The following is a 13,702-nucleotide window of genomic DNA, read 5'->3' on the forward strand; positions in this document are numbered from 1 at the left end:
GCGACAAGTGCGCAAAACGCGGGATCAGCGGAAGGTGCCCGGATCGTCGTTGTGATTCATCAGCAGCCCGTCGCGCCCGCGCTGCTCGCGGTAGGCGACGCGGCCGACGCTGTGCGCGATCACCGGCGCCGTCAGCAACGTGAACAAACCGATGAGCACGAGCATCCAGATGTCGACGTTGCCGTGCAGTCGGATCACCGCGCCCACCAGCACCAGCACCAGACCGACGACCTGCGGCTTGGTGGCCGCGTGCATGCGGGACAGGGTGTCGGGGAAGCGGACGATGCCGATCGCGGCGGTGAGCGCGAGGAACGATCCGATCAGAATGCAGATCGCGGCAAGGATGTCGAGGAAGGTGTTCACGAGTCGTCACTCACCCGGAATCGGGCCACGCTCACCGAGCCGACGAAGCCGACCAGGGCGAGCGCGACGATGGCGGGCACGATCGTGGTGTCGCCGCTGTACGCCGCCCACACCGCCAGACCGCAGATCGCCGTCGCGATGAGGGTATCCATCGCGACCAGACGGTCGAGGCTGCCCGGTCCGGCCAACAGTCGGTAGGTGGTGAGCAGCGCCGCCACCACCAGCATCACTCCGGCGACGATCATCACGGCCGTCATGCTCGGTCCTCCCTGCCCTCTTCGTTGTACTCGTAGTCGCGCAGATGCCACGGCGCCGGCTGCCACTCCGAGTCGCGTTCGAACGCCGCGATGAACAGCCGCTCGAGCTGCCGTGTGGTCCGGTAGAACTGGTCGACGGCCTTGGTGGTCCCGACGTCGAGGACGTGCACGTACACCGCGCGCCGCGCCTGATCCACCTCGAGCACCATCGTGCCGGGGATGAGATTGAGGACGTCGACGCACAGTGTCAGCACCAGGTCCGACTTGATGCCCAGCTTGCAGCGCAGGACCCCGGTGACCGGCGGCGGACCGGGCCGCACGGCCAGCCACGCCACCTGCGCACTCGACTGCGCGGCGTAGAAGATGATCGTGCCCACCAACTTGACCATCGAGAACAGGTGCACGCGGCCCTCGACGGGCACCCGCGGCAGCGGCAGCAGCCACATGATCAGCAGGCCGACGACGGCGCCGCCGAGCAGGTTCGCGATGCTGAACGTGCCCCACAGCAGGATCCACACCACCGTCAGCCACGCGAGGATGCCGACGCGGAGTACGCGTTCGCGGGTCATCGGGCACCTCCCTCGCCGAGGACGGCCGTGATGTAGACGTCTCGATTCTGCAGGTCCTGCGCCGCACGGTCACTGATCCCGATCATGGGACCGGCGAAGATCGTGAGCGCGAGGCCGACGCCCACCAGTCCGATCGTCGGCAGCAGCATGAACACCGGCATCTTGCCGACGTCCTCGCGGTCGACGAACGCGATGTCCTCCTCGGACTCGTCGATGAGCGCGGACGGGCTGACGTCGGCGAGGTCGCCTTCCGGGGCGTCGGCGCGGGCCCGCCAGAACGCCTTGGTCCACACGCGGGCCACGACGTACAGCGTCAGCAGGCTGGTGACGGTGCCGCCGGCGACGAGCAGCCACGACAGCACGCTGGGGTGCGCGACACCGGCCTGGAGCAGCGCGATCTTGCCGATGAACCCGGAGAACGGCGGAATGCCGCCGAGGTTGAGTGCCGGGACGAGGAACACGATCGCCAGCACCGGGCTGGCCGCGGCGAGGCCGCCGAGGCGGCGCAGCGACGACGACCCGGCCTGCCGCTCGATGAGGCCCACCACCAGGAACAGCGTCGTCTGCACGACGATGTGGTGCGCCACGTAGTAGACGGCACCGGACAGACCGGACTGTGTCGACAACGCGACACCGAAGATCATGTAGCCGATGTGGCTGACCAGGGTGAACGACAGCAGACGTTTGATGTCGGTCTGCGCGATCGCACCGAGGATGCCGACGATCATCGTGAGCAGGCCGCACACCATCAGCACGTTGTCGAGCTCGCCCTGCGGGAACAGCAGCGTGTGGGCGCGGATGATCGCGTACACGCCGACCTTGGTGAGCAGGCCCGCGAACACGGCGGTGACCGGGGCCGGGGCGGTGGGGTAGGAGTCGGGTAGCCACGTCGACAGCGGGAACACCGCCGCCTTGATGCCGAACGCCACCAGCAGCACGCCGAAGATCGCCATGCGGGTGCCGACCGGGATGTCGTCGAACCGCAGCGCCATCTGCGCGAGGTTGAGGGTGCCGGTCGCGGCGTAGGCGAACGCGATGCCGCACAGGAAGATCAGCGACGACACCATCGACACCATGACGTACGAGACGCCGGCCCGGACGCGGTCGGCGCTCGCCCCCAGGGTGAGCAGCACGAAGCTCGCGGCGAGCAGCACCTCGAACCCGACGTACAGGTTGAACAGGTCGCCCGCGAGGAACGCGTTGCACACGCCCGCCGTCAGCGCCAGATACGTCGGCAGGAAGATCGACACCGGCTGGTGTTCGTGGCCGTCGCGGATGCCCTGGCCGATCGAATAGATCATGACGGCGAGCAGCACGATCGACGACACCAGCAGCATCAGTGCGGACAGCCGGTCGACGACGAGGGTGATGCCGATCGGGGTGTCCCAGCCGCCCACCTGGATCGCGGTGGTGCCGTGGCGGTCGGCGAGGTACAGCAGCATCCCGGAGACCGTGGTGACGCCGACGAGGGCGGCCAGGGTGATCCAGCGCTGCGCGGTGGGGCGCCGACCGAGGATCAGCGTGACCGCGGCCGCGATCATGGGGATCAGGACCGGCAGCGGGGCCAGCGTGCCGATGAGTTCGGGGGAGAGCGTCATCGCTTACCTCCCGGTGATTCGGCTTCCAGTTCGTCGTCCCCGTCGCGCAGCTCCTCGTAGGATTCGTAACCCTCGGGATCCTCGAGCAGTTCCACGGGAATCGGATTGCCCTCGGCGTCGAAGGCGTCACCGCCCTTGGACGGGGCACCGGTGAGCGGGTCGTCGGAGCGGTCGCGGTCCGGCGCCTCCGCCGGGGTACGCCGCTTGGAGACCTTGGTGTCCTCGGGGTCGTCCTCGACGCGGTCCGCCGTGTTGATCTTGAACGATCGGTAGGCGAGGGCCAGCACGAACGCCGCGATACCCATCGTGATGACGATCGCGGTCAGGATCATCGCCTGTGCCAGCGGGTCGGCCATCTCCTCGTGCACCGACTCGCGGCCCACGATCGGAGGGTTGCCGGAGCGTCCGCCGACGGTCAGGATCAGCAGGTTGACGGCGTTGCCCACGAGTAGCAGGCCCAGCAGCATGCGCGTGATGCTGCGCTCGATGAGCAGGTACACGCCGGACGCGGTGAGGACACCGATGAGGACAAGCGTCGCGAGATCGGCATTCATCGGGCGTTCACCTCCTCCTGTGCGTCGAGTCGGGCTCCGAGACTGCGGAGCACGTCGAGCACGAGGCCCACCACGATCAGGTACACCCCCAGGTCGAAGAACAGTGCGGTGACGAGTTTGATGTGGCCGAGCAGCGGCAGCGTCACCTCGAACACCGCCGACGACAGCGGCGGCGCCCCGAGGAACAGCGACGTCAGCGCCGTGCCGGCGGCGAGTGCGAGACCGAGGCCGAGGATCTTGCCGGCGTCGATGGGCACGGCCTCACCGAGTTCGTAGCGGCCACCGGCGAGGTAGCGCAGCACCAGCGCCAGGCCGGCGGTGAGACCGCCCGCGAAGCCGCCGCCGGGCGCGTTGTGCCCGGAGAAGAAGAAGTAGACCGACAGCACCATCATCGTCGGGAAGATCAGGCGGGTGGTCACCTCGAGCACCAGCGAGCGGTGCCGGGGGTCGATCAGGTCGCCGCCGCGCAGCCACGTCGTCTCGGTGTTCGACGCCGCCTCGAGGATCCCGGCGGGGGCGTCGGACACGCGCGGCGCCGTCCCGAACCGGCGGTGCCGGAACACCAGGCTCGCGACACCGGTCGCGGCGACCAGCAGCACCGAGATCTCGCCGAGGGTGTCCCACGCGCGGATGTCGACGAGCAGCACGTTCACCACGTTGCGGCCGTTGCCGAGCGTGTAGGCCGCCTCGGGCAGTTGGAGATGGATCGGTACCGAGTTGCGGGCGTTCATCGCGTACGCGGCGATCGTCGTGACGGCGACGCCCACACCGATCGCGAGCAGGGCCCGAGGCAGTTTGAAGCCGATGGCCTGGCGCTCGTCGATCTCGGCGGGCAGCTTGCGCAGCACCAGCACGAAGATCACCAACGTCAGGGTCTCGACGAGGAACTGGGTGAGCGCCAGATCCGGCGCGCCGTGGAGCGCGAAGATGACACCGCAGCCGTAGCCGCTGAGCCCGACGAGGATCACCGCGGCCAGACGATTGCGCAGCACCGTCGCGGCCAAGGCGGCAGCCATCATCATCAGCCCGACGGTGAGCTGCAACGGCGACTCCCAGAGCCGGATCTGCGCCCACACGTCGGTGCGCAGCGCGAGCAGGACGATCGGCAGCAGCACCAGCGTCGCCAGGATCGTCGACTGCGTCAGCGGCAGCGAACCGCGCTGCGTGAAACCGGTGAGTCGCATCGACAGGGTGTCCATGCCACGCAGCGTCGCGTCGTACACCCGGTCGGCGTTGCCGAGCGGCGGGTGCTGGAAGCGCAGTCGCTGGACGGCCCATCGGTGCGCGACGAACAACACGGTGCCGACGACGACGATCGCGACGGTGAGCAGCAGCGGGGTGTTGACGCCGTGCCACAGGGCCAGGTGGTAGTCGGCGTGCGGACCCGCGGGCAGCGTCGTCGAGTAGGGCGTGAGCAGCTTCTCGAGCTGCGGCGACAGCGGTCCGGCTACCAGACCCGCCACGGCGAGCAGGGCGGGCGGCGCGAGGAACAGCGCACCCGGGGCGTGCATGTTCGCCACCGGCGGGCTGGGGTTGCGCAGCCGCTTGCGGCCGAACGCGCCCCACACGAACCGGATGCTGTAGGCGACCGTGAGGATCGAGCCCAGCGCCATCGCCACCACGATCGAGGTGCGGGCCCACGGCTCGAGCATGTCGGCCTGCAGGATCGACTCGAGCGCGGCCTCCTTGCCGACGAACCCGAGGAACGGCGGCAGGCCCGCCATCGACGCGGCCGCAAGTGCTGCGATGACCGCCAGCCACGGGGCGCTCGGCCCGAGACGGGCGAGCTTGCGGATGTCGCGGGTGCCGGTGGTGTGGTCGATGATGCCGACCACCATGAACAGCGCGGCTTTGAACATCGCGTGCGCGACGACCATCGTCATACCGGCCAGAGCCGCGTCGCGGGAGCCGACGCCCACGAGCACCATGAGGAAGCCGAGCTGGCTGACGGTGCCGAAAGCGAGAACGAGTTTGAGGTCGAACGAGCGGAGCGCGCGCCAGCCGGCGAGCAGCATCGACGCCAGGCCGAGCACGATGATGGTGACCCGCCACGGCGGCGAGTCGGCGTAGCCCGGGGCCAGCCGCGCGACCAGGTAGATGCCGGCCTTCACCATCGCCGCGGCGTGCAGGTAGCCGCTGACGGGGGTGGGTGCGGCCATCGCACCGGGCAGCCAGAAGTGCAGCGGCACGATCGCCGACTTCGACAGCGCACCGATGAGCACCAACACGATCGCGACGCTCGCGAGCCAGCCGCTCGCGGGGTTCGCGACGACGTCGGACAGGTTGTAGCTGCCCACCAGCTGGCCGAGCATGATGATGCCGACGAGCATCGCGAGGCCACCGGCGGTGGTCACCAGGAGCGCCTGGGTGGCGGCGCGGCGGCTGGTGGCGCGCTCGGCGTAGTGGCCGACCAGCAGGAACGACAGGACCGTCGTCAATTCCCAGAACGTGTAGAGGATCAGCATGTTGTCGCTGGTCACGAGGCCGAACATGGCGCCCGCGAAGGCGACCATCTCGGCGGCGAAGATGCCGAGGCGGGGTTCGTCGTCCTTGAAGTAGCGCGCGCAGTACACGAGGATCAGCGCGCCGACGCCGAGGACGAGCACCGACATGATCGCGGCGAGGGAGTCGAACCGCATGTCGATGTCCATCGACAGACCGGGCACCCACCGGATGTTCAGTTCCTGTTCGGTGCCCCAGTTTGCGATCACCCAGCCGAGGCTCGCGAGTGGTACCAGTGCGAGCGGGAAGAACGCGTTGCGCCCTATTGATCGCACGGCGAGCGGAGCCAGAACGGCGGCTATCGCGTGGGCGATCAATATGACAAGCAAATGGCACTCCGTCGGGTTGTGGTGCGGCGGGGTGACGAATCGGCGTGAGCCGAGAGTCGGGCAGACCCTTCACTAGCTAGCAAAGTGGACTACGGCGTTCATCTTACTAAGTGCTCGAGTTGACGCCTCAATCGGTATCAACCGGGCAAATCGGCCGAGGTCGGTGGGGTCGGCCCGACGGGAGTACGTTCCAACGGGTGTCAGACGAGAATCCCACCGTGATCCGGACCGCCGCCCTCGCCCATATCCGCGATCGCCGGATGTTGCAGGCCCGATCGGCCGGCAAGACCGCGTTCTACATGGCGGGCGGCAAGATCGACCCAGGTGAAACCCCCGAACAGGCTCTGCACCGAGAGGTCCGGGAGGAGCTCGACACGGGGATCGTGGACGGCACGGTCGTCGAACTCGGCGTGTTCGAGGCGCCCGCGTTCGGCCACCGACCCGGCACCCGGCTGCACATGACGTGTTTCCTCGCGGAGCTCGACGACGAGCCGAAGCCCACCAGCGAGGTCGCCGAGATCCGCTACTTCACCGAAGACGAATACGCCGCGATGCCCGAGACGGCGCCCGGATCCCGGCTCGTCTTCGCACGGTTGCGAGAGTTGGATCTCGTCGACTGACGCATTGTGACGGATGTCCGTGAGGTCATTCCGGGAGCGCGGCGGACTGCTGCCACCGCTGTCCGCGGATCGCGAGTGCACAGAACACGACGACGAGCAACATCGCGACGGCGGCGGTGCGGTCGAAGGTGAAGAGGGCGGTAGGCGCGAACTCGACGTAGTTGCCGGTGTAGGCGTCGGTGCGCATGTAGTCGATGACGTCGACGCTGTCTGGCGTATACGCGGTGAACGTCTCGAACACGGTCGTGACGCGGACGACGGTCGTGTACACCAGCGCCAGCAGCGGTATCGCCAGGCCCAGCGCGGCAGTGGCGGCGCTGTCGGGGAGGGTCGAGCCGAGGGTGAGGCCGATACCGACTCCGAGGACCGCGAGCTGGACGAAGAACCGGGCTCGGCTATCGGGTGTGGGTTCGATCGTGGCGAAAAGGGGGACCAGAGCGAGCGCGGCAAGCCCGAGTAGAGGTGAGACCCGCAGCAGACTCACAGCGACGCCGGCCGCTACCGCCACCACACCCACCATGACCGGTATCCACGGCGTCAGCCTCAGGTGCCCCCACCAGAGCGTGGTCGCGACGAACGGCGTCACCGCTGCCACCGCAGTGGCCGCGAGCAGGAACGGCGCGTCGAGGCGTCGTGCCCAGAACTCGGTGAGCGCGACGACCAGCACCAGGCACAGCGCGATGACGACCCACTGCCGGAACTGCGACCCGGTCTGCCGGTCGATCCACTCGCCGAGCAGTCGGTGTGCGAGTGCGAGGGTCACCACGGCGGCCAGCGCGCCGATCGCGGTCTCCCGGTCGATGCGCTCGGGTACGGCGTCGTCGAGCACCACGCACACCGCGGCGAGCACGAGCGCCGGAATCAGAATCCACCAGAACGGTTCGCCGAGGATCGAGGTGCTCGGGTGCCAGCCCACATGGGCGGTGTGCGCGACGACGAACGTCGCACCCACCGCGCCGATGAGCGCGAATCGCGGGATCGGACGCGACCACGTCGCCGCGACGGCCGCGCCCAGCAGGACGCCGCCGGCGAGGCACTTGGCGTAGTACAAGAGCGTCAGCTGGTCGAGGTCGCCGACGCCCGACACCGTCAGCCGGGCCGCTATCAGCACGCCCGTCGCGACGACCGCGGTGATCCACGCGGGACGAAGGGACGACGCCCGCAGCAGTATCGCGCATGCCACGACGACGAGCACGCAGGCGGCGGCGACACCGGTGGACTGGGTGTCGTTCCAGCGGCTCAGCTGGCTCTCGGTCGCAGCGAAGTTCGCCAGCCACTGGGTCGGATTGACGAGCACGAACGTGGCCAGCGCCCCGGCGAACAGGGCGGCGACGGCGGACAGGGACGCGCGGACGGTCGGAGTCACCGACCCGACGCTACCTGGCGCGCAACGCGTTCCGGCGGCGACCACGCTCAGCGTGATCGCCGCCGTTCGGGCGAACTCGGTGACGTCGGTGCGCCATCACCAGCTGACCCTCGGGAGCGTCCTCTGCTGCGGGCAGCTTGCCGCCGGGTAGCAGGAACGCCGAGATCACCGCTCCCGCAGCGAAGATCGCGGCCGACCACCAGAACGTGGTGGTGTAGCCGTGCACTGCAGCGAGGGCCTGGCTCTGCGGGGTGGGGGCCGCGTCGGACAGGTAGCTCGTCGCGGCAGTCGCCGCGATCGTGCTGAGCAGCGCGGTGCCGATCGACCCACCGACCTGTTGCATGGTGTTCACCGTCGCGGAGGCCACACCGGCGTCCTCGGGGCGAACGCCGGTGACCGCCCCCTGCATGCCGGGTGCGAACACCATTCCCATGCCGACGCCGAGCAGCACCAGGCCGGGCAGGATGTGCGGCGCATACGTGCTGGCGACGGTGAGCTGGGCGAGCAGGACCATGCCGACCGCCACGAGGGTGAGGCCGGTGGTCATCAGCGGCCGGGGGCCGAACCGGGGCAGCAGCACGCTGGTGGAGGTGGTGGCCGAGATGACCATGCCCGCGACCATCGGCAGGTAGGCCACACCGGTGATGACCGGGCTGTACTGCAGGACCGTCTGCATGTAGTAGGTCAGGAACAGGAACACCGCGAACATGCCGGTGCCGGCGATGAACATGGCCAGGTAGGCGCCTCCGCGGGTGCGGTCGAGTACCACCCTCAGCGGCAGGAGCGGATGCGCGACGCGGGTCTCGATGACGACGAAGATCGCCAGCAGGACCGCACCCGCCAGGAGCCACGCGATGGTGGCGCCGTTGGACCAGCCGTGCGACTCGGCGTGGGAGAAGCCGTAGACGATGCTGAACAGCCCGGCCGACACCGTGACCGTGCCGGGGATGTCGAGCCGGGGCCGGTGTTCGGCCTTGTGCGGCGCCATCATCAGTACCGCGCCGACGAGGGCGACGGCCGCGAAGACGAGGTTGACGTACAGGCTCCACCGCCACGAGGCCCATTCGGTGAGCACGCCGCCGAGCAGCAGTCCCACGGCGCCGCCCGCGCCCGCGATTGCGCCGAAGACGCCGAAGGCCTTGGCACGCTCGTCGGGTCTGGTGAAGGTGACCGACAGCAGGGACAACGCTGCCGGGGCGAGCAGTGCGCCGAAGACGCCCTGGCCGGCGCGCGCGGCGACCAGCATCGGGAAATTCACTGCCGCGCCGCCGACTGCCGACATCGCGGCGAAACCGACGAGGCCGATCACGAAGGTGTTGCGGCGGCCGAACAGGTCGCTCAGGCGTCCGCCGAGCAGCAGCAGGCTGCCGAATGCCAGCGCGTAGGCGGTGACCACCCACTGCCGGTCGGCGTCGGAGAATTCGAGTGATTTCTGGGCGGCGGGTAGCGCGATGTTCACGATGGTGGCGTCGAGCACCACCATCAGTTGGGCCAGTCCGATGACGGCCAGGACGAACCAGCGCAGACGGTGCTCTCTCGTCTGTTCTCCCGGCACGGTCTCAGGCGGATCGATTGTGGTGCTGCTCATGAGGAACCCCTCTGGACGTGGGTCGTGGTGCGAGTCACCGAGATGGAATGAAGTGGAGGAGTAGGCTCCACTTAGGTCACCGTACGCCTAAGTGGAGGAGATATCTCCACTTGATTTTCTCCCGTGGAGCGGTTTGTCCGGGTATGTCGCAATTTCGGGGATGGCAGAATGAGAATCGTGAGCACCGTCACAGGAGGTCGCCGGCTACGCGCCGACGCCGAGCGCAACCGCCGCAAGATTCTGGACGCCGCGGCAGAACTGTTCGCGACCCGTGGCATCGACATCACTCTCGACGACGTCGCGCGGCACGCGGAGGTCGGCGTCGGCACCGTCTACCGCCGCTTCACCTGCAAGCAGGAACTTGTCGACGGGGTGTTCCAGCAGCACATGGACGACCTGGCCGACAGTGCGAGCGCCGCGCTCGAATACGCGGATCCGTGGGAGGGGCTGGTGGAGTTCGTCGCCCTCACCTGCGAGCAGATGGCGCTCAATCGGGGCATGGCCGACGTCTTCTTCACCGGCGACGAGGGTCGGGAACAGATCGCCTGCGCGCGCGAGCGGGTGACGCCGGTGGTCGACGCCCTGATCGCCCGGGCCCGCGACGCCGGTGCGCTGCGACCGGACGTCACCGTCAACGATCTCTTCGCGGTCAGCCGGATGGTCGAGTCCGTCATCGACTTCGTCCGGCCGGTCGCACCCGAGGCCTGGCGCCGCTATCTCGCGCTGGTGCTCGACGGCCTGCGGGCGGAGGGGGCGGAGCGGACGCCGCTGCCCGCGCCGCCGCTGACGGACGATCAGGTCGAGCAGGCCAAGGCGTCCTGCAGGCGGTAGTCCCTCCGGCTCGCGTCCGGGAACGGGTGAGCGGAAGGAGTGGTCGACGCCCGCCGGCGTGCCACGATGGACTTCCCACTCCGCGACGCGAGGACAGCTCATGACTGCGATCACCCAGAAGGCGAGCGATCTGCTCGCACTGCACCAGCCCGGGAACCCCGTGATCCTCCCGACCGTGTGGGACGCGTGGTCGGCCGGCCTCGCCGCCGAGGCCGGATTCGCGGCCCTGACGGTCGGCAGCCACCCGGTCGCCGACTCGGTGGGCCGGCCCGACAACGAGGGCATGACGTTCACCGAGCTCACGACGCGCGTCGCGCAGATCACCGCGGCGGTGGACCTGCCGGTGTCCGTCGACATCGAGGCGGGTTACGGCCTGCAGCCGCAGCAGCTGATCGACGGTCTGGTGGAGGTCGGCGCGGTGGGCCTCAACATCGAGGACACCGTGCACAGCGAGGGCGGCCGGCTGCGTGAGGCGCAGGAGCACGCGGACTTCGTCGGCGGCCTGCGCAGTGCCGCGGACGCCGCGGGGGTGCACGTGGTGGTCAACGCGCGCACCGACCTGTTCCTGAAGCAGGTCGGTGACGAGGCGGATCGCGTCGAGCGGGCCATCGCCCGGCTCACCCTCGCAGCCGAGGCCGGGGCCGACGTGCTGTACCCGGTGGGGTTCCACAGCGACGACGTGTACCGGCAGCTCGCGTCGGCACTGCCGTTGCCCGTCAACGCAATTGCCGATCCGGTGCGCGGCGGTAAGGCCGACTTCGCGGCCCTCGGCGTCGGCCGGGTCAGCTTCGGTCCGCTGCTGCAGGCCGCCCTGGCCGTGCGGGCGAACGAGCTCCTCGCCCGCTGGCAGTAGGGCGGCTGCGCGTCAGCGGTTCTCGGCGTACGCCTCGAGATGCGCCACCTGGTCGGGATCGAGCGAGGGGCGCACCTTCTCGCGTGCCGCGGCGACGTCGGCGGCCGTGACGTCGGCGGCGTCGACGTCACGCCGCATCGCCGCGAGCGCGGCCTCGCGCAGCAACGCCGAGCAGTCCGCGGCGGAGTAGCCGTCGAGATCCTGCGCCAGGGCGTCCAGGTCCACGTCGTCGGCGAGCGGCACCGACTTGCCCGACGTCCGCAGAATCTCCTTGCGCGCGTCCGCGTCCGGTGGCGGCACGAACACCAGGCGTTCGAGTCGGCCCGGGCGTAGCAGCGCGGGGTCGATGAGGTCCGGCCGGTTGGTGGCGCCGAGGACGACGACGTCGCGCAGGGGTTCGACGCCGTCGAGCTCGGTGAGCAGTGCGGCGACGACGCGGTCGGAGACGCCGGAGTCGGAGCTCTGCCCGCGGCGCGGCGCGAGGGCGTCCACCTCGTCGAGGAAGATCAGCGACGGCGCCGAGTCGCGGGCCCGCTGGAACAGCTCGCGCACCGCCTTCTCGGACGAGCCCACCCACTTGTCCATGAGTTCGGCACCCTTGACGGCGTGCACGCTGAGCTGACCCGAACTGGCAAGGGCGCGAACAAGGTACGTCTTACCGCAACCGGGCGGACCGTACAGCAGGACGCCCCGCGGCGGATCGACGCCGAGGCGCGCGAAGGAATCGGGGTGCTGCAGCGGCCACAGCACCGCCTCGGTGAGCGCCTGCTTGGTCTCGACCATGTCGCCGACGTCGTCGAGAGTGACGCTGCCGATCGCCAGTTCCTCCGTGCCCGAACGCGACAGCGGGCGGATCACTTCGAGGGCACCCACCAGGTCGTCCTGCGTCAGCTTCGGTTCCGCCTTGTCGCTGCTCGCGCGGGACGCGGCGCGCAGGGCGGCCTCCCGGCACAGGGCGGCCAGGTCGGCGACGACGAATCCTGGTGTCCGCGAAGCGATCGCGGGCAGATCCAGGTCGGCGGTCGGCACCTTGCGGAGCAGCAGTTCGAGGAACTGGCGGCGTCCGGCGCCGTCGGGCAACGACAGCGACAGCTCACGGTCGCACAGGTCCTGCGCGCGCAGTCGGTCGTCGAGGTCCTCGGGATGCGCGGTGGTGGCGACGAACGCCACCGACTCGGTGTCCACGGCGCGGCGCAGTTGGTCGAGGATCAGCGTCGACACGGGCTCGCGGGTGGCCGGCAGCAGCGCGTCGATGTCGGTGACGAGCAGGACGCCGCCGGACCGGACGGCGTCCACGGCCGCGGTGACCCGCTCGAGCCGCGACTGTGCCTCGGACGCACCGACTCCCGGGCCGTCGAGTTCGACCACGCGGCGCTTGGCGAGCACCGAACGCGCGAGCATCGACTTGCCGACGCCGGCCGGCCCGGTGACCAGCACCCCGAGATGCGGTGACGCACCGAGCTTCTGCAGCAGTTCCGGTTCGTCGAGGGCGAGCGTCAGCCACTCGGACAGTTTCGCTGCCTGCGCGTGGGCGCCCACGAGGTCCTCGACCGGCACGACGTCGGCCTCCCGTGGCTCGACCACCGTCGGTGCGGCCGACGTCGTCGGTGCGGGCGTGGCGTGCGCGACACCCGCACCCCAGCGCACGGCCGAGTTCGGTTGCACGCTCACCGGTCCGCCCGAGGGGTCCACGCCCGTGACGGTCAGCAGCTCCGACGTCCAGGTGACGCCGAAGGTCCGTGAGAGGGCCTGCGTGGCCGACGTCGTGCTGGTGCCGGGACCGAGGTCGCGGGGCAGCAGCGACACGGCGTCGCCGACGGTGAGGACCTTGCCGAGCAGCGCCTGCCGCAGCGTCGCGTCGGGGATGGACTGCTGCGCCATCGCCGATCCGCTCACCGTGACGGTGCGTGCGCCGTAGACCGCGACGGGTGCGACCACCACGGTCGCGTTCTCGCGCAGCCCGGCGTTGGACAGTGTGACGTCGTCGAGCAGCGCCGTCCCGGTGGGGGTTCCGGCCGGCGCGATCCCGGCGACCGCCGCCGTCCGACGCGCCCCGATCAGCGAGATCGCGTCCCACTCCCGCAGCCCGAGGGCCGCGAGCGCCTCGGGGTGCAGGCGCACCACCCCGCGTCGGGCGTCCGCGGCGGACGTGTTGAGTCGGACCGTGAGCGTCAGTTCGGGTGAGGTCACGCGGTCCAGCCTAGTGCGGCCCGTCGCGTCCCCTGTCTCCCCGCGTTTTGCGCACTTATCGCACCTGCCGCGCCCCTCCCTC

At 69.6% G+C, this 13,702-nt stretch carries 12 protein-coding genes; 3 read left to right on the forward strand and 9 right to left on the reverse strand.

Annotated features, from left to right (window positions below):
- Positions 1-24 precede the first annotated feature (24 nt).
- The 6 genes from mnhG to PSS76_RS05170 are packed head-to-tail and all read right to left on the reverse strand — an operon-like array spanning position 25 to position 6,172.
- Positions 25-363, reverse strand: a complete 339-nt coding sequence (gene mnhG / locus PSS76_RS05145; RefSeq protein ID WP_005517922.1) for a monovalent cation/H(+) antiporter subunit G — start codon at positions 361-363, stop codon at positions 25-27.
- A complete protein-coding gene (locus tag PSS76_RS05150) occupies positions 360-620 on the reverse strand; it encodes a monovalent cation/H+ antiporter complex subunit F (RefSeq protein ID WP_005517923.1) in 261 nt (86 codons plus the stop codon). Before PSS76_RS05150 ends, mnhG begins: the two co-directional genes overlap by 4 nt.
- The gene (locus tag PSS76_RS05155; RefSeq protein WP_084968937.1) at positions 617-1,189 is read right to left on the reverse strand and encodes a Na+/H+ antiporter subunit E; all 573 of its coding nucleotides are present in this window, start codon (positions 1,187-1,189) and stop codon (positions 617-619) included. The genes PSS76_RS05150 and PSS76_RS05155 overlap by 4 nt, the downstream gene beginning before the upstream one ends.
- Positions 1,186-2,787 carry a Na+/H+ antiporter subunit D gene (locus tag PSS76_RS05160; protein WP_064077267.1) on the reverse strand — a complete coding sequence of 534 codons (1,602 nt, stop codon included), beginning with the start codon at positions 2,785-2,787 and terminating at the stop codon, positions 1,186-1,188. Before PSS76_RS05160 ends, PSS76_RS05155 begins: the two co-directional genes overlap by 4 nt.
- The gene (locus PSS76_RS05165) at positions 2,784-3,341 is read right to left on the reverse strand and encodes a Na(+)/H(+) antiporter subunit C (protein ID WP_005517927.1); all 558 of its coding nucleotides are present in this window, start codon (positions 3,339-3,341) and stop codon (positions 2,784-2,786) included. The genes PSS76_RS05160 and PSS76_RS05165 overlap by 4 nt, the downstream gene beginning before the upstream one ends.
- A complete protein-coding gene (locus tag PSS76_RS05170) occupies positions 3,338-6,172 on the reverse strand; it encodes a Na+/H+ antiporter subunit A (RefSeq protein WP_041674425.1) in 2,835 nt (944 codons plus the stop codon). The genes PSS76_RS05165 and PSS76_RS05170 overlap by 4 nt, the downstream gene beginning before the upstream one ends.
- Positions 6,173-6,369: 197 nt before the next feature.
- Here PSS76_RS05170 and PSS76_RS05175 point away from each other — a divergent pair, with 197 nt between their 5' ends.
- Positions 6,370-6,792: an NUDIX hydrolase gene (locus PSS76_RS05175; RefSeq protein ID WP_005517929.1), complete on the forward strand. Its 423-nt coding sequence runs from the start codon at positions 6,370-6,372 to the stop codon at positions 6,790-6,792.
- A 25-nt stretch (positions 6,793-6,817) separates the two neighbouring features.
- Here PSS76_RS05175 and PSS76_RS05180 read toward each other — a convergent pair whose 3' ends face one another.
- Entirely contained in the window at positions 6,818-8,158 is a 1,341-nt protein-coding gene (locus tag PSS76_RS05180; protein ID WP_084968947.1) for a hypothetical protein, read from the reverse strand.
- Positions 8,159-8,168: 10 nt separating this feature from the next.
- Complete coding sequence (locus tag PSS76_RS05185; protein WP_237171065.1) at positions 8,169-9,746, reverse strand: MFS transporter; 1,578 nt, start codon at positions 9,744-9,746, stop codon at positions 8,169-8,171.
- Positions 9,747-9,914: 168 nt separating this feature from the next.
- On the opposite strand from PSS76_RS05185, the gene PSS76_RS05190 reads away from it, so the two are divergent.
- Both PSS76_RS05190 and PSS76_RS05195 read left to right on the forward strand, forming a co-directional pair.
- Complete coding sequence (locus tag PSS76_RS05190) at positions 9,915-10,577, forward strand: TetR/AcrR family transcriptional regulator (protein ID WP_084968936.1); 663 nt, start codon at positions 9,915-9,917, stop codon at positions 10,575-10,577.
- A 100-nt stretch (positions 10,578-10,677) separates the two neighbouring features.
- Positions 10,678-11,430 carry an isocitrate lyase/PEP mutase family protein gene (locus PSS76_RS05195; RefSeq protein WP_013417070.1) on the forward strand — a complete coding sequence of 251 codons (753 nt, stop codon included), beginning with the start codon at positions 10,678-10,680 and terminating at the stop codon, positions 11,428-11,430.
- A gap of 12 nt (positions 11,431-11,442) precedes the next feature.
- On the opposite strand, the gene PSS76_RS05200 is transcribed toward PSS76_RS05195, so the two are convergent.
- Positions 11,443-13,620: an AAA family ATPase gene (locus PSS76_RS05200; RefSeq protein ID WP_084968934.1), complete on the reverse strand. Its 2,178-nt coding sequence runs from the start codon at positions 13,618-13,620 to the stop codon at positions 11,443-11,445.
- Positions 13,621-13,702 lie beyond the last annotated feature (82 nt).

The organism is Prescottella sp. D32 (assembly GCF_037287305.1).
Lineage (GTDB): Bacteria > Actinomycetota > Actinomycetes > Mycobacteriales > Mycobacteriaceae > Prescottella > Prescottella equi.